A 26,295-nucleotide genomic window follows, 5' to 3' on the forward strand; every position below is an offset into this window, starting at 1 on the left:
AAATTACGTGTATTAAGATATCATTTATAATACTATAGGTAATAGGACATATGTCATAGGAGTGGATTATTTTGCAAACATATAAAGATATTGAGTTATTCAACATATATAATAAAAAGTATAAATTATATGAGATATTTGGAGATGACTTAGATAATTATTATGAATTTCATCTATTTGAAAAGGGTGAATTGATATGTAAGATGGATGAACCTGTTTATTATTTCTACCTTTTAGTAGATGGTAAGGCCAAGGTATTTACCCTGTCAGAGGATGGAAGGATTTTATTACATGAATTCTATAAATCCATAAGTGATTTTGGTGACATTGAGATTCTTAATAACACTAACTATAGGACTAATGTTGAAGCTATTAAACAAAGTTTGTTTATAGCTTTTCCTGTTAATTATATAAATTCTATATGTATGAATAGGAAAGCATTTTTACAGTATTTATGTGTTACTCTAAGTAGGAAATTTATGATAAGTTCAAAGAAAAGCTCTTATAATATATTGTATCCTCTTAAAAATAGGTTGTCTGCATTTATATTGGAGCATATAACTGTAGAGGGGCAGCGATTGATAACGCTTACTTCTTCTTATAAAGAAATTGCTGAATCACTTGGGACGAGTTATCGTCATTTGTATAGGTGTTTGAATGAATTGAAGTTATTGGGTCTTATTGAGATTGATGGTAAGCAGATTAGGATTGTTGATGAGGTGAATCTTAGAAAGCTAAGTAAGGAATTATAGAATATAGTATAATAATTTTTTTTATATTTTAAATAAGTCAGAAAAAATGTTTTGTTCTGACGTGGTAATTGCAAAATAGTATATGTATATGTTACGCCAGCTACTTGCTCGTCCTGAGCTCAATAAATAAAACAGGACATCGAGTCCAATTTTATTTTTGACAGTCCAGTAGGGCTGTCAGGTTAAAAGCTGGGTTCGGCGTCCTGCCTCACTACTCCACATATACATATACTATTTTGCTTGTAGTCCCTTCAATATATTCACAAAGCACTTTTTCTTCTATTTAGCTAACTTATGGCTATTACAAGTTATATTATTAAATATCTGAAAATCTTTACAAAAATAAATTTATAGTGATTACTTTATTTCTTTAATATCTTAGCTAATTCCCCAGTTATAACAGGTATAATTGCTAATCCTACTGCTACGCCCATTTGAGTTATGTCTAATGGGAATGTTCTGAAGACAGGTTGTAGGACTGGTATATATACTACTCCTATTAATAGAAGGATAGCTATTAGTACTGAGTAATTCAAGTATTTATTTCCTAGGAAATTCATTTTGAATATTGATAGTGTTTCTGATCTTGCTGAGTAGGCTCTAAGCATTTCGCCTATGATTAGAGTAACGAAACATAGGGTTCTTGCTATGGTAAGTTTGGTATCACTGTCTACATTACCTGCTAGGATGAATCCTAATTGGTAAGAGATAAGTACTGCTATTGTGAGACCTATACTCTGAAAAGCTAATGCAATTCCCATTTGGTGGTCGACTATAGGTTCTTTGGGGTTTCTAGGTTTTACGCTCATTATTCCTTTTTCGCCTTTTTCAAGTCCTAGTGCAAATGCTGGAAATGAATCGGTAATAAGGTTTATCCATAGGAGTTGAATTGGTACTAGTGGAACTTGCCAGCCTGATAACATGGCAATGAATATTATTAGAATCTCGCCAATGTTACAGGATAGTAGAAATCCTACAAATTTTCTGATGTTACTGTAGATGATACGTCCTTCTTCAACTGCGTCTACGATACTTGCAAAGTTATCATCTGTCAAAATCATGTCAGCTGCTTCTTTTGCAACGTCTGTTCCTGTGATTCCCATGGCGATTCCGATATCGGCTTTTTTTAGTGCTGGGGCATCATTGACACCATCACCGGTCATAGCTGCAACTTCGCCGTTAGATCTTACAGCTTCTACAATCCTGACTTTATGTTCGGGGGAAACTCTTGCGAATACACTGGTGGTTTTGACTTTTTCTTTTAATTCTTCTTCAGAGTAATCGTTGATCTGTGCGCCTTCCATAGCTTGTTCTTCGCTATCGATGATACCGATTTGTTTTGCTATCGCACTACCTGTTACTATGTGGTCTCCAGTTATCATGACAACTCTGATTCCTGCATCTTTGCATAGTTTAACTGCATCTTTGGCTTCTTGTCTTGGTGGGTCTATCATGCCTGTAAGACCAACAAAGATTAGATCGTTTTCTTCATTTTCTAATTGAACATTTTCACTGACTTCTTTGTATGCAAATCCCAAAACCCTTAGAGCATTCTTTGCGAAATTTTCATTGACTTCACTAATTTCATCTTTGTGTTCTTTGGTTAGTGGTTGGGGTTTGCCATCTATTATTATTTCTTTACATCTGGATAATATTACATCAGGTGCGCCTTTTGTGAACATAGTGAATGTTCCTTCAACATTATGAAGTGTGGACATTAGCTTTCTATCAGAATCGAAAGGATATTCTTTTAGTCTTGGATATCTGTTATTAAGTTCATCCCTGTCATATCCTGCTTTGGCTCCTAGAACTATTAGAGCACCTTCTGTTGGGTCTCCGATTATTTCTTCATCTTTTAATCTTGAATCATTACATAGAATTCCTGCCATGAACATTTTATCTAGTAATTTATTATCTTTTCCTCCACTAGTTATGTCTCCAGCAGTTTTATATCCTGTACCAGAAACTTCCCAATGATTAGTTCCATCAAATACTTTTACAACGGTCATTTTATTTTGTGTCAATGTACCTGTTTTGTCAGTACATATTACAGTTGTACTTCCAAGTGTCTCTACTGCTCCTAGACGCTTCATGATTGCGTGTCTTTTTATCATCCTTTGCATACCCATTGCAAGAACTACCGTAACAACTGCTGGTAGACCTTCTGGTATTGCAGCAACAGCTAGACTTACAGAAGTCATCAACACCTCAATGAAAGGCTGATTCCTTACTAAACCAAGTACAAATATGATTGCACACACAATTATGCATACTATCCCTAATAATTTCCCAAAAGCATCAAGCTTCTTTTGTAGAGGTGTCTCCTCTGAAACAGCTTCATTAAGCATAGAAGCAATCTTTCCAATTTCTGTTTCCATTCCAGTACCAACAACGATTCCTTTTCCTCTACCATATGTAACGATAGTACTCATATAGGCACAGTTTATTCTATCAGCAATCTGTGATTGTTCATCCAACAAAATATTAGCATCTTTTTCAACTGCAACTGATTCTCCAGTAAGAGCAGATTCATCAATCTTAAGATTAATGCTTTCTGTTAATCTTATGTCAGCAGGAATATAATCTCCTGCTTCTAATTCTACAATATCTCCCGGTACTAATTCTTTTGAATCAATACTGGATATCTTACCATCTCTTATAACTTTTGCTTTTGGAGCGGCCATCTCTTTTAATGCCTTCAAGGCGTTACTAGCTTTCCTTTCTTGTATAATCCCAAGTACAGCATTCAGAACGACGATTCCAATAATAACTATTCCATCAACTACTTCACCTATAGCTATAGATAAAATACTTGCTGCTATTAGTATAAGTATTATAAAACTGCTGAACTGTTCAATTATCATCTTGAACAATGTTTTGCCTTGTTTTTCTTTCAAACTGTTATGACCATATTTAGTTTGTCTTTTGCTTACTTCTTTACTATCTAACCCACCGCTTATATTAACATCTAAATCAGCTGCAACATTATCTACATCTATTGAATAATATTCAGTCACCTTAATCCTCCTATTCTAACAATTACTGTTAGTTCTTTTAACCTAACAATAATATGCTAATACCAAATAATGTTAAAAAAATAAAGACTTAGTATAATTTTTATTATTTATCCTCTTATTATTGTGTTCAAGACTATAAATAATTATTAGAAATAAAAAATAACTCTTCATAATTTACTTATGCACCAACGCAACCATAATATAGAGTGAGCGCTCGTTCTATAAATGCATGTACAGTAATATAATGTTATATAGGTACATTCAACTGTATATGTGTTATATGAAAGGAGGAGATTATGTGACACAGGAATTAACCAAAGCGAACATTAATCTTTATGCTGTACTTCGAAACCTTGAAGACTTATGTGAATTGGATAAGGATATGAAAATCCTTATGAAAAACATAAGCATGAGGATTAAGTTTGTTGTTAAGAACGGTCCAAAAGGATATTTATCCTTTGAAGACGGCACATGCACATTCAGTAATAATCTGGACAAATGTAATATTATCCTTTATTTCAAATCTCCACATCATTTCAACCAAATGATTGATGGAAAAGCTAATCCAATACCTCTAAAAGGACTCACCAAAATCAGCTTCCTCAAAAATGAATTCATAACTCTCACAGACAAATTGTCATATTACTTGAAACCTACTCCATCTCTATTAGAAGACGAAACTTATCTGAAAAATAATACCATACTAACTGCTTACACTGCTTTTTTTGCTCTTGCACAAGTCGGGAACACAGATCCAATAGGAAAACTCAGCGCCAAAAGAATACCAGATGGAATTATCAATGTATCAATAACAGAAAGTAATACGGGAATACATCTTATCGCAAAGAATGGTCATCTGAAAGCAAAGAAAGGATTATCTTCTAATAACAGGGCTTCCATGACCTTCTCAGATATTATCACCACTAATAAGATATTAACTGGTCAGATAGACACTTATTCTTGTATTGCAACTCAAAAACTTCAAATGAAAGGTTATATTCCTATGCTGGACAATATGAACAAATTACTTGGTCTGGTATCATCCTATCTACAATAAAAAACAAATCAGGATTAAAAAGTTTCAAAAATAGAAAGTGTATAACTTTACTATTTCATTAAAATTTCTCTTAGAGTAAGGAGGTTAAACAATTGCAAACCTATACTTATAACGAAAATCAAAAGCTGTTCAAGAAAGCTTTGAATTTAATACCTACAGGAGTTTATGGACACTTAGGTCCTGCTGAAGGTTGTTTTATACCAGTACAAAGCTACCCATTTTTCTCATCTAGAGCAAAAGGAGCTTATTTCTGGGATGTAGATGGTAATCGCTTCATTGACTATATGTGTGCATATGGTCCCAATGTTCTCGGCTACAATGATGAAGATGTTGATATGGCAGTTGCAGAGCAAATGAAGCTTGGTAACTGTACAACTGCTCCCTCTTCCATCATGGTGGATTTTGCTGAACTTCTGGTTGATACTGTAGAGATGGCGGACTGGGCATTTTTTGCAAAAAATGGTGGAGATGTCACAAGTTTTGCACTTATGATTGCAAAAGCAGCTACTGGAAGGAAGAAGACCATTCTTGTTAATGGTGGTTATCACGGGGTAGCCCCTTGGACACAGAAGTTAGGTTATCCAGGCATATGTGAGGAAGATGTAGTAAATAACCTCTACGTGGACTGGAACAACTATGAGCAAGTGGAAAAAATCGTTAAGGAGAATCCTGATGATATAGCCTGTTTCATGGCAACTCCTTATCATCATCCAGTATTTACTGACAATGAATTACCCGAAAAAGATTACTGGCAGAAAATTAGAAAACTATGTACGGATTATGGAATAGTATTAGCTATTGATGATGTTAGATGTGGATTCAGATTAGATATGAAAGGTTCTGATCATTACTTTGGTTTCAAGGCTGACTTGATGTGTTTCTGTAAAGCTCTTGGTAATGGCTATAATTTTTCTGCATTATGTGGAACAGATGCCCTGAAAGATGCAGTTTCATCAGTTATGTATACTGGAAGCTACTGGTTGTCTGCTGTACCATTTGCCGCTGGTATGGCATGTATTAAGAAGTTAAAGAAACTGGATGGACCGAAATTGATGCAGGATAAGGGTAAGAAACTCACTGATGGCTTAGTTGAGATAGGTAAAAGTTATGGTTTTAATCTAAAAGTTACAGGAGTACCATCTATGTGGTACATGAGAATTACTAACGATGATTCTCTAACCCTTCATCAAGAATGGGTTTCCCAATGTGTTAGAAGAGGTGCTTTCTTCGCTAACCATCATAATCTATTCATTAACTGTGCCCTATCTGATGAAGATATAAAACTAACCCATGAAATAGCAGATGAAAGCTTTAGAGTAGTTAAAAATAATCATAAGGAAATATAGATATTTCTTGGAAAGGAGATAATTATGCCATTAACTGACATAGAAATAAAAAACCTAGAGAAAAAAGCACATGAATTACGTAGTCTATGCGTTGACACTGTTGTTTGGGCAGGCAGCGGACATATAGGTGGTTCCCTAAGTGCAATGGATATCTTAACTATACTGTATTATAAATACCTGAACATTGACCCATCAAAACCTCTATGGGAGGATAGAGACCGTTTTATTCTTAGTAAAGGTCATATTGGTGTAGGTTTCGCACCAGTCCTTGTTGACAAAGGTTACATTGATAAAGAACTACTGAAAGAATATAATCACACAGGTTCTGAACTTGGTATGCACCTTGATTCCAACAAAGTTCAAGGAGTCGATGCATCTACTGGTTCATTGGGTCATGGTCTGCCAATAGCTGTTGGTATGGCGTTAGCTGCACGTATAAACAACAAAGACTACAAAACCTATTGTCTACTTGGTGATGGTGAATGTGATGAAGGTTCTGTATGGGAAGCTGCAATGTCAATTGCTCATTATAAAATAACCAATCTGGTAACTATAGTAGATAGGAATCGTTGTATGATTGATGGTCCAACAGAAAATGTTATGTCCCTTGAACCATTTGCAAAAAAATGGGAAGCATTTGGATTCATTGTAAAAGAAGTAGATGGTCATAATTTCACTGAACTGTCAGAAGCCATTGAATACGCATTAGCTGAAGATAAAGCTCCTGTTGTCATCATTGCAAATACCATAAAAGGCTGTGGCATTGATTTTATGGAAGACAACTATAAATGGCATTATGGCGGACTTAATTCTGAAAAGATAGCACAGAGTAAAAAAAGCTTGGAAAAATACTATAAAAAACGTGTGAAAGGAGTATAGACTATGGGTGGTTTAACATATACAATGCTTGATACAACTAATCTTTCAACAGCTGAGATGTATGGTAGTGTTCTATGTAGATTAGGCAAAGAGCATCCAGAGATAGTAGGACTTTCAGCAGACCTAGCCAAATCTACCAAGATAGGTTTGTTTGCAGAAAAGTTTCCAAATAGATTCTTTAACGCAGGAATAGCTGAGCAAAATATGTTTGGTATTGCTTCTGGTATGGCAAAATGCGGCCTTGTTCCTTTTGTATCCACTTTTGCAATCTTCACTTCTATGAGAGCACTGGACCAAGTACATACAGACATATGTTATCAGAATCTAAATGTAAAAATGATAGCTACTCATGCAGGATTGTCTTTTGGTCAGGCTGGAACAACTCATCATTGTACAGAAGACATTGCTATAATGCGTTCAATGGCTAATCTAAAAGTTATTGTACCTGCTGACGGTATGGAAACTGCCAATGCAGTTGTTCAAGCTTATGAAACAGAAGGTCCTGTATATATTAGAATCAACAGAGGTTTTGACCAAAAAGTATATGAGAATACTGATTATGATTTTAGAATAGGCAAAGCTCACCAATTGATGGATGGTAATGACTTGACTATCATCGCCTGTGGTTCTTGTGTATATCAAGCTATAGAAGCCGCAAAAATCCTTAGCAGTGTGGATGGTATAAAGGCAAGAGTCCTTAATATGCATACAATAAAACCTATAGACAGAGAAGCTGTGTTAAAAGCAGTATATGAGACAAGAAGAATCATAACCGTTGAAGATCATAATGTAATGGGTGGACTTGGAAGCGCTGTAGCTGAAGTAATCATTGAAAGTGGAAAAGGTTGTGCCTTCAGGAAACTTGGTATTCCAGATACCTTCTCCATTATAGGTCTTCATGAAGATTTGATGGCTTATTATGAAATAGATACTAATGGAATAGTAGAAAACGTTCGAAAACTAATCGGCTTAGAATTTGAAGAAGATGAAGATTGGGAAGACGAGGTGTAGATAATGGCTACTAGAGAAGATATTTACGCTAATAAAATATTTCTTAATGCAGTACTTCCATTAGTTAAAACGATTATCGCATCAAATTATAAATATGCAAAGAAATTCAAAAATAAGAACGGAATAGTCGGTATAAGTGCAAAAGACCCTGATGGAAAAGTTGGCACTCATTATATCATTGAAAATGGGGATTTTACAGTTGTAAAAGGTCCTAATGACAAATGTGATGTTGAGCTTGAATTTCGCAGTATAAAAGACCTTAATGACTTTTTCGCAGGTAATAGCAAGAAGCTCCCTAAGATAAAAGGCTGGTATCGTGTTGGTCTACTTACTGCTACTCTATCAGTTCTTATGTATATGGCTAAATTACTTGGTGTCACCGAACCTCCTGAAAATGATGATGAGAAAGATTTAGTTGTAAAATTATATTTTTCTCTACTATCAACTGGTATAAGTCAGCTTAATAAGACAGGTCATCCAGAAGTATCAAAATGGGTTAAAAAGAGTCCCGACCGTATTTTTGAATGGAAAGTGACTGGAAAACCAGAACTCTCTTCTTATATAAGAATAAAAGCAGGAAAATCCAAGGCTGCACGTGGAGAATATAAACGTTCTAAGCCATTTTTCACTATGCGTTTTGATTCTACTGATAGTGCACTTGGAACACTTTTAGGTACCTCCGATATGATTGAAGCTACTATAACAGAAAAACTGATTATGGAGGGTGCACCTGAATTCGGGGCGAGGCTAGGTGAATATATGTTACTTGTCGGTTCCTACGCAAAAGGAAGTTGATTATATTTCAATAACTTTGGAAAGGAATGTATTAACATGAAAATAAGGTCATTAAGTCACGTAGGAATTACAGTCTCTAATTTTGAAGATGCTGTAGACTTCTATAGCAGAACTTTTGGTTTTTTACGAGCTCCAAAAGGTGGTGTAGTGGAGATATTTGAATTCTTCCCTAGTGTACCTAGCCAACATCCAGTATGGAATAAACCAGGACCAACACATTTCACTTTGGATGTAAAAAATGTTAAGCAGTGGTATAATGTATTAAAGGCTAAAGGCATAACATTTTTATGCGAACCTCAAAATACTGATGGTACTGAGTGGGTTTTCATGAAAGACCCTGACGGGAATCTATATCCATTTAAATAAGTTCAATATATTACGTGCTTTTTTGTTTACAAAGGGGGTTAAAATGAATACTACACTACATACTAATGGAATTACTGGTAGAACTAGATATCATAAAAGTACTTTTGATAAGATATCTGAAGAACGTAAAAAACGGATTATAGCTGTAGCTACTTCTGAATTCGCTACAAATGGATATAATGCATCTAACATCAATACAATAGCCAAAAAAGCAGAAATTAGTATTGGATCAATGTATAGTTATTTTGCCTCTAAAGAAGATCTATTTCTAACAATTGTAGATGAGTGTTTTGGGGTTCTAGAATCAGTATTATATTCTATAGACACTGAAGAAGGTGATATATTCTATACCCTTGAAAAACTGTTACGAGCTTCTAGGCATTACGCAATCAAATATCCAGAATTTAACCAAATATATCTTGATGTTACTACTCAAGCATTAAGTAAATTTTCTAGTAGACTCTCTCATAAACTAGAAGACATAACAGCTAATTTTTATATGGATATATTGGAATCTGCACAGGAAAGTAATCTTATTGATAAAAATATGAATTACAACGTAGCTTCTTTTTGCATTGATAATCTGATTATCATGTTCCAATTTTCATATACATCTGATTACTACAGAGAGCGCATGAAAATATTTACTGGATATGATACTATAGATAATGAGGAAATGGTTATCAATGAAATTCTAAAATTCATGAAGAAAGCTCTAATATAACAACTACCAAACAAACCCCAATGCATTCATAATTTTTTGCATTGGGGTCTATTATTACATACCTTTACTTCTAGTACGTTGGAAGATTATCCAAATTATTATCTGTTGTTCCATCTGGATCAGCTCTTAGAAACTCTATACCATTTTTAGCTCTGCTTACGTTAACACCATCAATCTGATTTTCTTGAGCCATCTTAATAGCATCTTCAATAGGATAAGAGTTACCATCATCAAGCATAACATCTGTTATCTTACCATAACCATCTTTTCTTACCTTAGTGATTCTAGCTTTTTCCATTGAAATCCTCCTTTATAGTACAAAACTTATTCTCTTTGATAAGCAATGTAATTATGTCAGTAGATTACTTTTGATATATTAATAATTACACTCTTATTTTGTACCAATTAAGGAAAAATATTCAATAATTTGTATTTTATTGATTATGTAATCTATATATAAATCTTTTTCACATATTCTGATGTGAATAAACTTAATACACTACCGTATTTCAAAGAAAATCTGAGTATACTGCCAACATTATAATTCTCATTACTATCTGTTACATCCAATATCAAGTGATCACTGCTAGAGCCAATAATTTCAATTCTTTTATCATCTGGTAATATATGTATAGGATCAACATCCTGCCTTCCAATAGCACAGATAGCTCTTCTTCGTATACCTTTATCATTGAAGAAAGGTACCTTACCAAAAGCATCCATACCAATAATACCTATAGGCACTGATGGTTTATCCTGTAATTCTATTATCTCACATTGAAGAGTTATTGCATCTTGAAAAGTATTTTCAACTTTTTTTCCATAAGCTGTTTCTCTTCCAAGTACAATTGATTCCCCTAACCGTAATTGATTAATTCCCTGAGGCATATCTCCTTCTTCAATCAAATGAAGACTACTAGAATTTCCTCCCGACACCACTTTTAGATTCAATTTGTATTTCCTTCTAATACTCTCTTTCAAAGTTAATAGACGTTGAAGATTATATTTATCCGGCAGAACCCCTCCGTAGCATGTTAGATTAGTTCCTATTCCTATTAAATCTATATTATCTAATGAAATCATTATTTCAACGGTTTCAAATATCTCTTCTTTATCAAAAATACCTTCTCTAAGGTCTCCTAAGTCAACCATTAGAATTATCTTATGCCTGATATTTCTTTTTTTAGCTTCTTTTGATAATCTTCTAATAGTTGGTATTTCAGAATTAAGAGATATATCAGCATATTGGACTACTTCTTCTGCTTCACTTATCATAGGTAGTCTAAGTAATAGTTTTGGAAGTTTGAAACGCTTCAATTTCTTCAGATTCTCTAAACGTGAATCTCCTATTACTCTTATACCTCCTTTTACCATCTCCCTTACTATCTTAGGTTTACCACAGAAAACTTTGGTAACTCCAACCACATCTATATTGTTTTCATTACACATTTCAACTAATTTCTTCGCATTATTTCTAATTTTCACAAGATTTATTTCGACTCTTGGATAACACATTATAACCTCCTATAGAACAATACAAATATTAATAGATACTTAATAAAGTTATTCTTTATCTTGTTCTAGGCTTTCTAATAGTAATTTTAGTGCTCCTTTTGGATATTTCTCTGATATTACACCTAATGAGGCCATTATATATAATCTGTCAACTAATATTCTCACATCTTTTGATGGCAGTAACTCATCTCCATTACCCCGCAACATCTTTCTGAGAATATCTATTCCTTCAAGTCTAGTTAATGCACCACCTGTTCCTATTATGTACTTAACATTAGTTAAATCTTTTCCTTCAGCTATAGTTTTTTTACCTGTTGTACCATATAGATACCTTAAGGTTCCTGCATGTCTTTTAATAGCAATAGTACTAGCTTCAAGAGTTAATTGTTTTATCAGATCCTTTTCAAGTTTTGTTTCAGGAATAGGTTTATAGTTATGGGTTATATCTTGTAGAACAGCCATATCAATATTCATTTTTCTTGAAAGCTCTTCCAGAGTTATATTATCTATTATATTGCCTACATTAATATAAACTCCAAGATCACCTTCAACTGTACGTTTTGACATTGGCTCTATATTTACTAATATTTCATTGATTTCATCACTGCCCATTGTTACAGAATGGACATCTGTTGTAGCTCCTCCAACATCTACAACTACCAAATCTCCTATTTTTTTTTCTAATAACTGAGCCATCTTCATAACAGCTCCTGGTGTAGGCAATATACTCATATTTACTAGTTCACGTACCTTCTCCATACCTGGTGCTTTTGTTATGTGTTCTTCAAAAACTTCTTGAATCTTTAATCTTGTGGGTTTCACATTAAGCTTATCAATCTTAGGATAAACATTCTCCACAATATAGACTCGCCTTGAAACTTCTTCAAATATTTCTCTGATTTCATCTTGATTCTGAACATTGCCTGCATATATGACAGGTGTATCCTTCAGATCTTCAATACCAGCAATACACTCTGCATTATATAACGCAGTATCCCTCTCCCCATAGTCAACTCCACCTGCTAATAGAATGATATTGGGTCTAATTTCTTTTAACGTATTTATATCTGTTCTTCTTAGTTTCCCTGAAGTTATGAATTTGATATTAGCTCCTGCTCCTAGTGCCGCTTCTTTGGCAGCTTTTACTGTCATGTCATGGACTAATCCATGAACAGTCATTCTAAGTCCCCCAGCAGCACTACTAGTAGCAAAGAATTCTTCATATTCAATAAAAGAGACATTCAGGTTTTTCTTTAGATCATTAAAAGCATTCTTTAGCCCTTTCGTCACATCTCCTTCAAGAACAGTTGTATAGTATTGACCTTGACCAACTAACTTAGGATGATCTGTTTCCATATCTGCAAATGCATTAACAACTGTAGTTGTACTTCCTATCTCAGCTGAAATAAGATCCACTTTCATATTTATCACTCATTTCTATTTAGAGATTCCTATTTTGGTCTATTTATCTTTTTCATTCTCTCTTCTTTTTTTAACTAAGAATGTAGCCACATCTACACCTTTTGAGCCTCTTCCGAATCCAGCATCCATACCATTCTTGACTGCTATTTCAGGTGTAACTTGTGTTCCACCACTTACAAGAATTATCTTATCTCTTATACCTTTTTCAACACAGTAATCATTGATTCTTTTCATGTTCTTATAATGAATCTCATCATGACTTATTATAGTTGAAGCCAGTATAGCATCTGCATTAAGCTCTATAGCTGAATCAACAATCTTTGCTACAGGTACAGATGTTCCAAGATAATGACATTCGATTCCGTACTTTTCAATTCCCCCATGTTTAATATCCAATATTTCTCTAAGACCTACAGAATGTTCATCTTCCCCAATAGTTCCTGCAACAATTTTCATAGGCTTATTCTTTATATCCTCTCTTATTTCATCATCACTCATAACGATTGGCTTTGGAGGTATTACAAGGTCATTGATATCAACCCCAAATGATACCTTACCTTTTATTTCTATTCTAGTCCCCTCTGCTATTTGCATAACTTGTTTGTGAATGACTTCAACCTCTTCAAGATTCATTTTCTTACCTATCTCAACTGCTGCAAATTCTGCTGTTCTTTCATCAGTGGGTAACATCATAGTTATAAGTACTGTTCCATCACCCATCCATTCCATTTCTGGTTTTAATATTGAAGTTTTTCTTATATCTTTTGTTTCTTCCAATCTCTTATATACATTATCTTCTTCATCTAATTCATCTATGTACATTATCTTACTTCTATCTTCGAAAGTACATCCGCTTATTAGTGATGAAGGGTCTTTAACTGCTTCTTCCCCATATTGAGAGGTATTATTGTAACCAAAGAATGCTGTAACAGGCGCCATATAATCTTCATCTCTAGTGAAAACTGTACCTGCACCAACTCCACCATTGATCTTTCTCACAATACCATCATAATTCCTTTCTGGATAACACCCTGAATCAACAAAGAATCCAGCTTCAACTGCATTGAAGTAGCCACCTATATCAAGTATCTCTTCCATAAATAATACTGCACGTTCTTTTAATTCACGTATCTTTTCTGGAAGAAATCCTTCATCTCTCTTCAAGGCTACCATGTCTTTTAATCCATCCATACCTATCATGGCTTGTTTAGCAGTATTAGTACCTTCTATATTATATATATGCCAAGGTACATTTCTTCCTTCATCAGGAGTTATAGTTGATTGTATATCAGCACTTGTTAGCTTGGAAATAAGCAGGTTAAGAGTATGAGTTACTGTAGCTTCTCTTGTTGATGAACCCATGTATTTCGTATTCTGCTGAGCCCTTATCTTATATTCTCTGAACAATTCCCTTAGTGCTATAGCATAAGGTAGATCAAGCCTCATACAAGGTGCTGGTGGAGCAGTTGGTGGAACAGATGATAAGCATATATTTTCTTTTTTTATCCCAGATTTTACTGAAAACATTGAATTAAGTCCATGCTGTACCATCAGTTCAGGCATTACTCTCCATGCTTCTCTTGCAGTTGCATTAGCATTATGAGCTCCATCTATCTGTACTATGCCTGCATAAGCCATTACATGTTTTGCATTGGCTGCATCTACAAAAGAACGAATCATATTGATGTTTCTGTATAAAACATTATATTGTGGGTCTTGATGAGCTCCATTAACTCCTTCTTCTGCAAACATTACAGCGATTTCTGGTCCTGCAACACCACTTACATATGAGTGATAATTAATTTCTCTACCCACTTCATCTTCAATGTAATCTAGTGCCTTCCTCTGAGCTCTAAGTTGTTTTCTTGTTATTGGAATTCCACCTATACCTTGTGGTGTTCCTTCAATTAAACCATCAAAATGGCTTTGTCCAGCAGTTCTTATTACCATAAGATGGTCAGCACCATTCCAAGCAGCCATACGCATTCTACGAATATCATCTTCAAACCTCCCTGATGCAATCTCTGTAGTGATAACGCTATCAGGCTGTGGGTCAATGTTATTGAAATAATGGGCAGCTGGAAGTGGTTGACTCTGTGTTAAGTTTTCACTGGTATCACTGTAGCAAAATGGTCCTATTTCTCTTACTTCTCCTCTACCATCTCTCCAATGCCATCCCATTCTACGAGGTGAATAATGCTCTAAATCTTCCAAGATATTATCTATATCCAGTTTTTCATTAGGTTTTAGATTCATTTGTTACTTTCCTCCCCCAAAAACTTGTTCTAAGTGAGCCAATAGCTCTTCATCATTATTAGCTAACCTTAGTCCTGCTTCCCTTATGGATAAATCTTTATCTCTAGCGACTCTATATACTAGATGTCCAACACCTTTTCCCACAAGATGCTTATTTTTTTCCATTAAAGATGATACAATAGCTTTGGATTCAATACTGGAAAAACCCATTCTCAATAATACTGAACGTTCAATTGATGGTGAAGTATTATTCTTAGCCATCTCTATCATAGGGTCAACTATTTTTTCAGCTAGCTCCCAGAATCTTTGTTCTAATTCATCTTCTGTTAGATTCTGCAAATGTTTCCTTCTTGATTCATAGTCATCCAGTCGATTATTACCCATAAACATCCTCCTTATAATTAAACTATTTCCATTAAATCCCCATAACTTATAAATCTTTATCTATTCTAATGTCAATTACCATTACATTTCTTCTATTATCCTCTTAACCTCTTTCACACTGAGTTTTATTTCTTCAGCTATGAACCCCACTTCATCATCTGAAAATCCTTTGTCAGTTTTTAGATTCTTAATATAAGATTTCTTCAATTTCATCATATCTATTTCTTTAGCTTTTATTAGGCTAGGATGTTTTGGTAATATAATATTCTTACCTGGAATTTGATTAACTGGATCCCCAATCTCTATACTTATGCTGTTTTCTCTTGCAAAAGATAATTGAGCAGATACATGTTTACCAGCTCCTGTATATTCTGTTTCCTGTACAACGATTATTCTATCTTCATCCATCTGAGTAGCTAGGTTGAAGGCTGCTGTTACTGATGTATTTCCAGCAGGCCCTCTCTCAAGTCCTTCAATCATTGCCATAGCTTCTGTCATATAAAATACTTCTCCTTGAGAAACAGTAACATATCTATCCATATATCTTAATGGTCTTGCAGCTGATCTTGGAACATCTGATCTATCTGGATTAGTTGAAAAAGGCACACCAAAACCTGTATGTCCAGTAGTAAATGATTTCTTATTGAACTGGTTATCACTTGCCATATGAAGTCCAGTCAGATCAACGCTTGCACCTATTATAGTGGTATCATTGGCTCCTAATTTTAATAAACCTCTTGCAGTTCCTGTCAAATTTCCTCCACCTGCATTAGTAATAACAACTACATCAGGGTCTTTATTTTCATTCTCTCTAAACCATGTAGCAAGCTCATATCCAAGAGTTTCAATACCCGCTACACCAAAAGGTGTATATAGAGAAGCATTGAAATAACCTGTTTCATCAAGTACTTTCAAAAAAGTATAGAATAACTCTGGACCTACTGTAAGTTGTATGACTTCAGCACCATAAGCTTCACATTTCCTTGCTTTTTCAATAATCTCTGGCTGTCCTTTTCCTTTGCTGTCATAACATTCTTGGATGATGATACATTTCAATCCCTGCATGGCTGCTTGACTTGCAACTGCTGCACCATAATTACCACTAGTTGCAGCTACCACACCTTTATATCCTAATTTTTTGGCATGATATACGGATACTGCTGCTCTTCTAGCTTTGAAACTACCTGATGGATTGGCTGCTTCGTCCTTTAAAAATATTCTAGCACCTTTACCTTTGCTACTTATTTTTCTAGCAAGTTTTGTAAGATTTTTAAGTTCATATACAGGTGTATCTCCAACACTGGTTTTCTTTTCAATCTCTCTTACCTGGTCCAATTCATAGCCTGTTTTTTTCATCATACCTTCATAATCAAAAACAACACCTTCTTTTTCAAACTCAGTGTAGTCAATTCCTACTGCTTTTTTCATTATCTCATTTTTTCTGCTCATTATTGCTTCATAACTAGTATCTCTACTCACTATCCTCACCTCCTAGTATTGTCCTAAGCTGGTTACCAATATAAGAAAGTTCTTGAATGTAATCTCCAAAAGTATGTTGGTAGCTTGGATTTACTTCTATCAAAGTACCCTCTATCTCACGACCAATATATGTTCTTACAGTAACTCTATCATCTATACAAGCTTCTTCATCAACTAAATAACCTTTTACCCACATTTCAAGAGGACATTTTTTTGTATCGTCTGGTAAATGACTAGCCCTCTTATCAGGCTCTAAAACAGTATTATGAATTCTAACCCAGTCACCTTTTATTGCTATCATAATAAATACCCTCCTTTGGTACTAACTATTTCTCTATCATATCTCTCATATCACCCATAATAGCTCTTGGAACTGGTAAATCCAACATGGTCTTTAGTCCAGCTCTTGCATTGATTACGTGAGGAATCATATTGACACACATAGCAATAGTTCCAATCCCCCCTGGAATCTCTGGGTTAATAGCCATATTTACATCTGGAACACCTTTGATTCTTATGTAATCACCAGTACTTACCCCTTCAAGTTCAGGCTCTATTTGTTGAGGATGAATCATATTAATCTTTCTTTCCCCATTAACCATTCCATGACCAACCATGCTAACACCTGCTACATTACCTGCTTCCACCTTCGCATAAGGTGTCTCTCTATAGACGTTGGAAATAATAGGTTTACATCCCTGACTAATTGGTCCATCTAGTTCCCAGCCGATTGCATCTGTAATCATTCTTATGGATTCAGCAAAACCTACATGACCAGCTAAAGAACCATCTTCTACTCTTCTATCAAAATCATCTGCTTTAATACCTACACCTTGTTCTTCCATTACCGTTGGTCCGAATGGTGATAAACTATTGACTCTTTCACATTCTATACTTTCAACTTCTTCACAAGCTCCTGTTAAAACAACAGCCAATAAGTCCATAATCAATCCTGGATTAATTCCAGTTCCTAAAACTGATACGCCATTTTCTTTTGCAATTTTATCTATTTCATCTGACAACTTAGGAGACCCAGCTCTTGAATATGCCATCTCTTCAGCCGTTGATATCACATTGATTTTCTTCTTAAGGATATATACTATCTTATCAAAAGCACCCTTAACATAAGAATCTGTACATAGTAATGCTACATCTGCACATTTCTCTGTAAATATTTCATTTTCGTCACCACTAATGATGACCTCACTTCTATCCTTTTTTTCTACTCCCAATACTTCATATATGCTTTTACCTATTTTATTAGGGTCTTTATCACATACTCCAACTATTTTGACACCTTGTTTTTTTAGTAGCATATTAGCCATTCCGCTACCCATTGCTCCAAATCCCCATATTATAACTTTTATATCTTCCATACCTTATCCTCCTATATCTACTCTAAGCAACCTATTCAACTTCCCACTACATCAACCTTTTAAGTCATGCTAATTAAAAGCTCCATTCAAAGTTAGAAAGCCCTGATAATATATTGATAGGTTACTTAGTTTGTTAATTACTTATAAAGTAGCTACCATCACAGCTTTTATAGTATGCATTCTATTCTCTGCTTCATCGAATACAACTGAGTATTTGCTTTCAAATACTTCGTCGGTAACTTCCATTTCACTTATACCATATTTCTTTTCTATTTCTTTACCAACAGTAGTCTTAAGATCATGAAAAGCTGGAAGACAATGCATGAAGATAACTTCACTATTAGCCATATTCACCATATTCATATTTACTTGATAAGGTTTTAACATCTTAATTCTCTCTTCAAAATATTCTTCTTCACCCATAGAAACCCATACATCAGTATAGATGACATCTACATCACTAATACCTTCTTCAATGGAATCTGTAACTGTTATAGAAGCACCTGATTCATTAGCGTATACTTCAGCTTTAGTTACTAATTCTTGTTCTGGGAACAATTCTTTTGGAGAAACTATTCTAAAGTCCATACCCATCTTTGAAGCACCTATCATCAATGAGTTAGCCATATTGTTTCTGCCATCACCTACATAAGCGAATTTTATTCCTTTCAAGTAACCAATATGTTCAAATATAGTAAGGAAATCTGCTAATACTTGAGTTGGGTGGAATTTATCTGTTAGTCCATTCCATACAGGAACACCAGCATATTTTGCTAGATCAGATACTGTATTATGAGAAAATCCTCTAAACTGGATACCATCAAACATTCTTCCAAGTACCCTAGCTGTATCAGCAACAGATTCTTTTTTACCTAATTGAATATCACCTTTTCCTAGATATTCTGGATGAGCACCTTCGTCAGCAGCAGCTGTTACGAATGCACATCTTGTTCTTGTAGAAGGCTTTTCAAATATTAATGCTATGTTTTTGCCATCAAGATTCTTAGGTCTTATACCTGCATATTTTTGTCTTTTTAATTCACTGGCTAAATCAATCAAATACTCAATTTCCTTCTTAGAATAATCCTCTAATGATAACAAATGTCTTCCTTTCAAATTAAATGCCATATTCCCTTCCTCCTTAAAAATTTATATTAAATATCTTCTCTTATTATAGGCATACTCATACATCTTGGACCGCCTCTGCCCCGAGATAACTCCGAACTATGAATAACATGTGTCTTAACACCGTTCTCATTAAGTATCCTATTCGTTACATAATTCCTTGAATAAACTACAACCTCACCAGGAGCTATAGCAAGAGTATTAGAACCGTCATTCCATTGTTCTCTTGGTCCATCTATTTTATCTCCGCCTGCACATCTTATTAAAGTAATATCCGTTAATCCAAGATATTTTTTTAATATTTCCTGTAATGTTGCCTTCTCTTCGGTAATCTTTATAGAATCATCTTTCTCTTTAGTTATTGAATAAACTGTCAATGGACCTTCTATCTCATGATGAATAGTGAATTTATTATAATCAATCATTGTAAAGACTGTATCCAAATGCATGAATGCTCTCTTCTTGGGTATATTGAATGCAAGTATTGTGTGAAAACTCTGACCTGAATTGAAAATATTTTTTGCAAGTGTCTCTACCGAATGTGCTTCTGACCTTTCAGAAATACCTATAGCTAAAACATTTTTATTAAGAATTAGTGTGTCACCACCTTCAAGAGATGTTTTTTCATTGCGATTATATAATATTGGAACGTCACTATCCTTGAATCTTGGATTGTACTCTATTATATATTTCATGAAAAGTGTCTCTCTATTTCTAGTGCTCGTTCTCATCTTATTAATTGTTATGCCATTCCCGATTGTAGCAGCAGGGTCTCTTGTGAAGTATAGATTAGGCATAGGATCAAGTATAAAAGGATAGGTCTCATCTACTAAGTAAGCTAAAGATTTAGCTATGTTTGGTATTTCATTTTTTCTTATTCCTGACATCATTTTTCTAATTAACATGCCATCATCTTTATTATCAAAATACTCTAACAGCGCATATTTCATTCTTTCATCATATATTCTAGCTTCATTTAAAAAGTCTTTTATTAGAGCTTCTCTAACCTTCCTATCCTCTATTGCTTCAACTACCAAATCCTGTAAGTAAAGAACTTCAACCCCTTGTTCCTTCAATGTCCTAGCGAAATAGTCATGTTCCCTAATAGCTTCTTTTAGATACGGTATTTCATCAAATAAAAGTTTTTCCATAAGATTAGGTGTTAAATTTTCTATTTCAGCTGAAGGTCTATGAAGAATTACTGAAACAAGCTTACCTATTTCAGATGTTACATGGAGTGGATTATCGTAAGACATCAACTTCCCCCTTTTAAATAAGTATTTAAAACTAATAGTTCTAGCTTAATTAATTTAAAAAAATCATCAGTATATCATCCATGAATAAAACGGTTCATGTGTCAGAAATATGCACTTTTACATACATATTATCACATAATTAACCTTCAATAACAACCACATTTTTTAATTAATTTTACCTTTAAAATATTATGAATTTATATTCAATGCTTTTCGGATAAATATTCAACTAACATCCCCATTATAACTATATCTTTTAAAATAAACCGTTTAAATATAAATAAATTTTTTTAATTAATTTCTTAAGAAAAATTATTGTTTAATAGAATTATTATATAAAAAACATATTGATTTCAAGACTTTGCTTTATTAAAGTACTATATAGAGTCTAAGACCACTTAACTCTTTTCAATTATCTTCTCATAACAATAATAAGCCAACTCTCTACCTGTGAAATATACTTCTCCAACTTTTTCATATCCTAATCTTTTATAAAATGAAAGAGCGATAGGATTACCACTATAAGTATCTAATCTAACGGATTTATAGTTTTTTTGTCTAACTAAATCTTCAGCAAAAAGCATCAAACTCCTTCCAATACCTTTTCCTTGCCCCAAAGGGCTTACAGCCAATCTATGTACAACAAGAATACCTGTTGATTCACTCTTCCAATCAACTGTTTTGTATTCCTTGTCCTGTTCTTCATTAATAGTTACTATACCAAAATAACTATTATCATCTTTCATGACATAGAGGTTACTATCTTCTATATCTTTTAACATTATCTCTTGATTAGGATAATGTTCATCCCACTGAAATATATTATTCGCTCTCATATTATTAACACAGTCATTAATTAGTTTCATAATATCAACTATATCATCTATTTTTGCTTTAACTATCTCTACCATAATAATTCATTCTCCTATTTTAATTATTTTATATCTATCTCATGTATAACTGCCTATATAGCAATACCTTTCTTGTTATCTAATAATATCATTGAAAATTATACCACAATATCAGACAGATTATAACATTATTATCATAGAAAAACATAATTTACCATATAAGTTGATTAGTGACTTAGTATAAATAAGAAATAAATACAAAAACTATATCTACATTTTGAAATAAGGTGATTATATGAAAAAAGGTTTTGTATTAATAACTGGTGGTAATAAAGGTATAGGATTAGAACTGGCTAAAATATTTGCAAAGAATAATTACCCTTTAATATTAGTTGGTACTGATATCCTTGCACTATATGAAGCTAGGAATACTATAAAAAAGACTTATAAAGTTCCAGTTTGTCTAATTCAGAGGGATCTAACTAAAAGAAATGCTGTTGATGAACTGTATAAAACAATAACTGACAGGGAAATCCAAGTAGATATATTAGTTAATAATGCCGGCTTTGGAACATATGGTCCATTCATCGAGACAAATCTTAAAAAAGAATTGGATCTTATAGAACTTAATATAAGAACAGTTACTCATATGACTAAACTATTTTCAATAGATATGGCTAAGAGAAGGCATGGAAGAATATTGAACATTTCCTCAACAAGTGCCTTTCAAGGTGGACCTTATATGGCTGTATACTTCGCTTCTAAGGCTTATATATTACATTTCACCGAAGCTATTCATAATGAATTTAAGCCATATGGGTTAAGAGTTACCGCTCTATGTCCTGGTCCTACTGATACTAATTTTACTGATTGTGCAAAAGGTTCAGGCAAAGCACGTATATTCCAATCCATGCTTTCTTCTAAAAGAGTTGCAACTGCTGGTTATAATGCTCTAATGAAAAATAAATTATTCAAAGTAGTAGGCATCAAGAATAATTTTTTAAGACAGCTTAATAGGATTTTACCAAGAGAGGCAGCAATTAATATTGCTCAATATTGTTTATTAAAAGAAAAATAATAGTTACATTATATAGGGTTGGGAACATTAGAAGGGGCTGTTTCATGATACATTATTTATATTGAATGTATTATGAGACGCCCCTTCATTATTGTATAATCTAATTATTATAATGTTTTTTACATCTTGCCTAGCTCCAAATAGTGCTTTACCTGCTGTTGGAGATACAATGAATATCATGTGGAACAACACAACTCCAGTAATTGCATGATTAATCTTAGCATTGGTTACTGAAGCACCACCTATCAATATTACTGCTATTGAGAACATAGCCACCTGCATATGACTTCCGTATGTATTCATTGTACCTATAGCTAATGTCCTATATAAAATCCAGTAATAAGTTGTCTAAAGTCAGCTAAAAAAATAAAGTTGTTAATTTACTCGTGTATCTTATTATTAATATAATATATTTTACTGGACAAGTATTATGTATGTTTTCAACAAAAATAATGAGGTATATAATAATTATCTATATACATAATAAAAAACTCCTTAATCAATAATTTTAATTAAAGAGTTCTCTTGTTATAATTTATATTATTTTAGTTTTCCATAAACACTATAATTTCCTTTTTCAGCCATATCATCTGGAGAATTGCTATTGTTGATAATAATATTACAATACCATAAACCTTCTGGTATCTTCACATCTATAGAATCTTCGTAATTGCTTCCGCTTTTTGTATATAGGATTTCATTTCCCTTATCAATAATCTGTATTGTAATATTCCCTTGTTCTACAGATGCACTACATTCAAATTTCAATATAGAATCTTTTTTGACATCAAAAGGTATAAATATACTGTCTGAGTACTTTCCAAAATCTACAGCTTCCTCAAACGCTGCTTTGGACGTATGCTGTCTATTCATTAAATTGAATACAAGAATAAATGATATACTTATCACAGTTAAGACCAATAATAGTTTTGTATCTCTTTTCATAGGCTTTCCCCCTATAACAATTTACAATCAGATATTATTTAATTACTTCACCATAGCTTCCATAGGATATATTCTATATGTCTTAAGTTTAATCAGTACATATTTGATGATTATAATAAACAAGCAAAGCCCTGCCATATATATGATGACTCCAGTATCCATAGAATATATGTTCATCTCATATCCCAAAAAACTAGTTGCACTACTATTCATTGCATTCAAGATCAAGGACACTAATAAAATGGAAATGACAAATACTCCTCCTACGACTATAGATAATCCTCCTACAAAGATTTTATTGATATATCTATTGGATAGTCCTAGAGCTTTTAACAAACCTATCTTTTTGGATAAGCCTTTCATCAGATACGATATCAATAAGAAAACTATGATAAAGTTGCTGATAAGCATCATAACAATATTTATTATTATGTTCCTATGCTTATTATTATTAGATTTAAAATTGGAAGATGTACTTCCCACATTATATTCTCCTATCATGTTAGTAAATTCAGAGATAGTATCTTTGTAGGTATTAATGCTATTATTATTCTTGAAATACACTAGAACTTCATTTTCTATAACTTTTGTATTATTCAATTCTTCATATGTATCTATAGAAAGTATCATTGAAGATTTGAATTGCTCTACATTGTCATCCAATATACCTACTACTTTATATTGATTAGGTTCTACATCAGCTATATCTTTCTCTAATGTGACACTTAGATTCACCAAATCACCTATACCTAGATTATATTCCTTAGCTGAATATGGACCAATGACCACTTCTTTCTCACCACTCCTTGGCAGTCTTCCTTTAGAAACACTGTTCTTTAATTCTTGTTGAAAGAATTTGTCTTCAACACCAGTAACTACATAATATATACTCTGAAAAGTAAGACGATCATCTATATAGTAAAGATTTCTTGTAATGGTTTTATATACGCTCATATCTTTTCCATATAGTTCTTTCAATGCATCTGATAATCCATCCACATCATGATATAACCAATAATGGAAGACTCCATCCTGGCTTGATTTACCTTTAAGGTTGATATCAGGTGTTAAGACAGATTTAGTCTGCTGTTTAATTATTTGATATTGTACTCCTCCATAGGTTAGAAGCAGAACAAGAAAAACAAAAAATATTATTAGAAATCTTTTCTTCTCAAAATAAATATCCATGAAAATCTTTTTGCTCATATTATTTCCCTCCCTACAGATTGATTACATAATCAGCACAATCATCAAAATAATCATCATGACTTGCCACTATTACAATTTTATTTTTGTTATGACAGTAACCATCAATGAATTCTACAATATTAACTGCATTATCTTTATCAAGATTAGATACAGGTTCATCACATATCAGAATAGATGGATCTTTTAGTATAGCACGTGCAATACCTACTCTTTGTTGTTCTCCTCCTGACAGTTCATATGGATAATGGTTAATTCTATCTTCTAATCCAAGTAATTTAATTATGTCTTTTGCTTTATTATAGATTTCTTCTTTATGAATTTTGTTTTTCAACACGTCTACAATAATTACATTGTCCATTACTGTGAGATTATCAAAAAGATTGTAATCCTGAAATACTATACCTATCTCTTTTCTACGAAGATTACATTTCTCTTCTTGTTTCAGGTTACTGACTATAATATCATTAAAAATAATTTTACCACCATCTTCTTTTTGTAAAAACGCCAGCAATGTGAGTAAAGTGGTTTTACCCTTTCCCGATTCTCCTTTAATCAAATATAGTTTTCCTGGCTGGAATTCATAATTAAAATCATTAATAACATTAATCCGTCTCTTATTCTTAACAAACTGTTTAGATAAATGTTCTAATTTTATCATACTAATAGCTCCTTTACTTTTTTAAGACAACAAATTTCATTTTACCTGTCTCATAATTAACAGCATTCAAAGCATATGTTTTTTCATGTTTATAGGCTGTTTGATCAATAATATTACTAATCATTTCATTATTTAATAGATATTTGGATGTTGAAGTAATGTATCTCTTAGTTTTATCATCTATATTGGTTTCACTGTAAATATTAACTATTGATCTATCCTCTAATATTTTTTCGCTGATTATTGCATAACCTTTTTTATCTTTGTCAAATAAGAATGTTGGTCTTTTTTCGCCCAATTCAATTTCTTTTGGACAATCCAAGTAATTGAATACGAATACTCCTCCATCTCTCAGGTTGTTGTAGACATTATTGAATAATTTTATTCTTGTATCATCATCTTCCAATAAACATATAGTAATCCTTGCTAGAATAATAATATCATATTTGGATGATGAAACATGTCTAAGCATGTCATCACATACAAGAGTAGGCTTTACATCCAACTTAGAACATTTCTCTTCTAATATCTCCAGCATATCTTGAGATATATCCAACCCCACAGCATCATATCCTCTTTTCAATAGTTCCACTAGAATTCTACCACTGCCACATGCAAACTCCATAATATGATTACCATATTCCCTTGCTAACTTCTCATATAAGGGTACATCAAATATATCATTTACATTAGTATCATAGAACTTGGCAAAATGTCCAGAATATATTTCCTCTTCATGTACATCAGGTAAACCCATCTCTTTTATTTCTTTACAGAATCCAAAGTATTCCAAT

26 protein-coding genes are annotated in these 26,295 nt (G+C 33.2%); 9 read left to right on the forward strand and 17 right to left on the reverse strand.

Annotated elements, in window-relative coordinates; translation table 11 throughout:
• Positions 1 to 71 precede the first annotated feature (71 nt).
• Positions 72 to 752, forward strand: a complete 681-nt coding sequence (locus tag N4A55_RS07990; protein WP_293755075.1) for a cyclic nucleotide-binding domain-containing protein — start codon at positions 72 to 74, stop codon at positions 750 to 752.
• 362 nt (positions 753 to 1,114) lie between these two features.
• Here N4A55_RS07990 and N4A55_RS07995 read toward each other — a convergent pair whose 3' ends face one another.
• Positions 1,115 to 3,769, reverse strand: coding sequence for a calcium-translocating P-type ATPase, SERCA-type (locus N4A55_RS07995; RefSeq protein WP_293755076.1), 2,655 nt, complete (start codon positions 3,767 to 3,769; stop codon positions 1,115 to 1,117).
• Between the two features lie 298 nt (positions 3,770 to 4,067).
• On the opposite strand from N4A55_RS07995, the gene N4A55_RS08000 reads away from it, so the two are divergent.
• The 7 genes from N4A55_RS08000 to N4A55_RS08030 all read left to right on the forward strand — a co-directional run bounded on the left by N4A55_RS08000 (position 4,068) and on the right by N4A55_RS08030 (position 9,947).
• Positions 4,068 to 4,826 carry a hypothetical protein gene (locus tag N4A55_RS08000; protein ID WP_293755077.1) on the forward strand — a complete coding sequence of 253 codons (759 nt, stop codon included), beginning with the start codon at positions 4,068 to 4,070 and terminating at the stop codon, positions 4,824 to 4,826.
• 92 nt (positions 4,827 to 4,918) lie between these two features.
• Positions 4,919 to 6,172: an aminotransferase class III-fold pyridoxal phosphate-dependent enzyme gene (locus tag N4A55_RS08005; protein WP_293755078.1), complete on the forward strand. Its 1,254-nt coding sequence runs from the start codon at positions 4,919 to 4,921 to the stop codon at positions 6,170 to 6,172.
• Positions 6,173 to 6,196: 24 nt separating this feature from the next.
• Positions 6,197 to 7,051, forward strand: a complete 855-nt coding sequence (locus N4A55_RS08010; protein ID WP_293755079.1) for a transketolase — start codon at positions 6,197 to 6,199, stop codon at positions 7,049 to 7,051.
• A gap of 3 nt (positions 7,052 to 7,054) precedes the next feature.
• Entirely contained in the window at positions 7,055 to 8,062 is a 1,008-nt protein-coding gene (locus N4A55_RS08015; RefSeq protein WP_293755080.1) for a transketolase family protein, read from the forward strand.
• A gap of 3 nt (positions 8,063 to 8,065) precedes the next feature.
• Positions 8,066 to 8,857 (forward strand): hypothetical protein, encoded by a 792-nt coding sequence (locus N4A55_RS08020; RefSeq protein WP_293755081.1) that lies wholly within the window; start codon positions 8,066 to 8,068, stop codon positions 8,855 to 8,857.
• 36 nt (positions 8,858 to 8,893) lie between these two features.
• Complete coding sequence (locus N4A55_RS08025) at positions 8,894 to 9,223, forward strand: VOC family protein (RefSeq protein ID WP_293755082.1); 330 nt, start codon at positions 8,894 to 8,896, stop codon at positions 9,221 to 9,223.
• Between the two features lie 43 nt (positions 9,224 to 9,266).
• A complete protein-coding gene (locus tag N4A55_RS08030; protein ID WP_293755083.1) occupies positions 9,267 to 9,947 on the forward strand; it encodes a TetR/AcrR family transcriptional regulator in 681 nt (226 codons plus the stop codon).
• A 70-nt stretch (positions 9,948 to 10,017) separates the two neighbouring features.
• Here N4A55_RS08030 and N4A55_RS08035 read toward each other — a convergent pair whose 3' ends face one another.
• From N4A55_RS08035 to N4A55_RS08085, 11 genes are all read right to left on the reverse strand, one after another.
• Complete coding sequence (locus N4A55_RS08035) at positions 10,018 to 10,245, reverse strand: DUF3892 domain-containing protein (protein ID WP_293755084.1); 228 nt, start codon at positions 10,243 to 10,245, stop codon at positions 10,018 to 10,020.
• Between the two features lie 152 nt (positions 10,246 to 10,397).
• The gene (gene orr / locus N4A55_RS08040; RefSeq protein ID WP_293755085.1) at positions 10,398 to 11,462 is read right to left on the reverse strand and encodes an ornithine racemase Orr; all 1,065 of its coding nucleotides are present in this window, start codon (positions 11,460 to 11,462) and stop codon (positions 10,398 to 10,400) included.
• A 48-nt stretch (positions 11,463 to 11,510) separates the two neighbouring features.
• Positions 11,511 to 12,884: a GlmL-related ornithine degradation protein gene (locus N4A55_RS08045; protein ID WP_293755086.1), complete on the reverse strand. Its 1,374-nt coding sequence runs from the start codon at positions 12,882 to 12,884 to the stop codon at positions 11,511 to 11,513.
• Positions 12,885 to 12,923: 39 nt separating this feature from the next.
• The gene (oraE, locus tag N4A55_RS08050; protein ID WP_293755087.1) at positions 12,924 to 15,140 is read right to left on the reverse strand and encodes a D-ornithine 4,5-aminomutase subunit OraE; all 2,217 of its coding nucleotides are present in this window, start codon (positions 15,138 to 15,140) and stop codon (positions 12,924 to 12,926) included.
• Positions 15,141 to 15,143: 3 nt separating this feature from the next.
• Positions 15,144 to 15,524 (reverse strand): ornithine aminomutase subunit alpha, encoded by a 381-nt coding sequence (locus tag N4A55_RS08055; protein ID WP_293755088.1) that lies wholly within the window; start codon positions 15,522 to 15,524, stop codon positions 15,144 to 15,146.
• An 81-nt stretch (positions 15,525 to 15,605) separates the two neighbouring features.
• Complete coding sequence (gene ortB, locus N4A55_RS08060) at positions 15,606 to 17,003, reverse strand: 2-amino-4-oxopentanoate thiolase subunit OrtB (protein WP_293755089.1); 1,398 nt, start codon at positions 17,001 to 17,003, stop codon at positions 15,606 to 15,608.
• Entirely contained in the window at positions 16,996 to 17,304 is a 309-nt protein-coding gene (ortA, locus tag N4A55_RS08065) for a 2-amino-4-oxopentanoate thiolase subunit OrtA (protein ID WP_293755090.1), read from the reverse strand. The genes ortB and ortA overlap by 8 nt, the downstream gene beginning before the upstream one ends.
• Before the next feature lie 25 nt (positions 17,305 to 17,329).
• Entirely contained in the window at positions 17,330 to 18,379 is a 1,050-nt protein-coding gene (gene ord / locus N4A55_RS08070; protein WP_293755091.1) for a 2,4-diaminopentanoate dehydrogenase, read from the reverse strand.
• A 141-nt stretch (positions 18,380 to 18,520) separates the two neighbouring features.
• The gene (argF, locus tag N4A55_RS08075) at positions 18,521 to 19,507 is read right to left on the reverse strand and encodes an ornithine carbamoyltransferase (RefSeq protein WP_293755092.1); all 987 of its coding nucleotides are present in this window, start codon (positions 19,505 to 19,507) and stop codon (positions 18,521 to 18,523) included.
• Between the two features lie 26 nt (positions 19,508 to 19,533).
• Entirely contained in the window at positions 19,534 to 20,760 is a 1,227-nt protein-coding gene (arcA, locus tag N4A55_RS08080; protein WP_293755093.1) for an arginine deiminase, read from the reverse strand.
• A 398-nt stretch (positions 20,761 to 21,158) separates the two neighbouring features.
• Positions 21,159 to 21,671, reverse strand: coding sequence for a GNAT family N-acetyltransferase (locus N4A55_RS08085; RefSeq protein WP_293755094.1), 513 nt, complete (start codon positions 21,669 to 21,671; stop codon positions 21,159 to 21,161).
• Between the two features lie 235 nt (positions 21,672 to 21,906).
• On the opposite strand from N4A55_RS08085, the gene N4A55_RS08090 reads away from it, so the two are divergent.
• Positions 21,907 to 22,689: an SDR family NAD(P)-dependent oxidoreductase gene (locus N4A55_RS08090; protein ID WP_293755095.1), complete on the forward strand. Its 783-nt coding sequence runs from the start codon at positions 21,907 to 21,909 to the stop codon at positions 22,687 to 22,689.
• Between the two features lie 42 nt (positions 22,690 to 22,731).
• Here N4A55_RS08090 and N4A55_RS08095 read toward each other — a convergent pair whose 3' ends face one another.
• The 5 genes from N4A55_RS08095 to N4A55_RS08115 all read right to left on the reverse strand — a co-directional run bounded on the left by N4A55_RS08095 (position 22,732) and on the right by N4A55_RS08115 (position 26,294).
• Positions 22,732 to 22,992, reverse strand: a complete 261-nt coding sequence (locus tag N4A55_RS08095) for a hypothetical protein (protein ID WP_293755096.1) — start codon at positions 22,990 to 22,992, stop codon at positions 22,732 to 22,734.
• Positions 22,993 to 23,229: 237 nt separating this feature from the next.
• Positions 23,230 to 23,634, reverse strand: coding sequence for a hypothetical protein (locus N4A55_RS08100; protein ID WP_293755097.1), 405 nt, complete (start codon positions 23,632 to 23,634; stop codon positions 23,230 to 23,232).
• 42 nt (positions 23,635 to 23,676) lie between these two features.
• Positions 23,677 to 24,840: an ABC transporter permease gene (locus N4A55_RS08105; RefSeq protein ID WP_293755098.1), complete on the reverse strand. Its 1,164-nt coding sequence runs from the start codon at positions 24,838 to 24,840 to the stop codon at positions 23,677 to 23,679.
• A gap of 13 nt (positions 24,841 to 24,853) precedes the next feature.
• A complete protein-coding gene (locus tag N4A55_RS08110; protein WP_293755099.1) occupies positions 24,854 to 25,501 on the reverse strand; it encodes an ATP-binding cassette domain-containing protein in 648 nt (215 codons plus the stop codon).
• Positions 25,502 to 25,514: 13 nt separating this feature from the next.
• Positions 25,515 to 26,294 (reverse strand): class I SAM-dependent DNA methyltransferase, encoded by a 780-nt coding sequence (locus N4A55_RS08115; RefSeq protein WP_293755100.1) that lies wholly within the window; start codon positions 26,292 to 26,294, stop codon positions 25,515 to 25,517.
• Between the last annotated feature and the right edge of the window lies 1 nt (position 26,295).

It is taken from the genome of Vallitalea sp. (assembly GCF_025211055.1).
Lineage (GTDB): Bacteria > Bacillota > Clostridia > Lachnospirales > Vallitaleaceae > Vallitalea.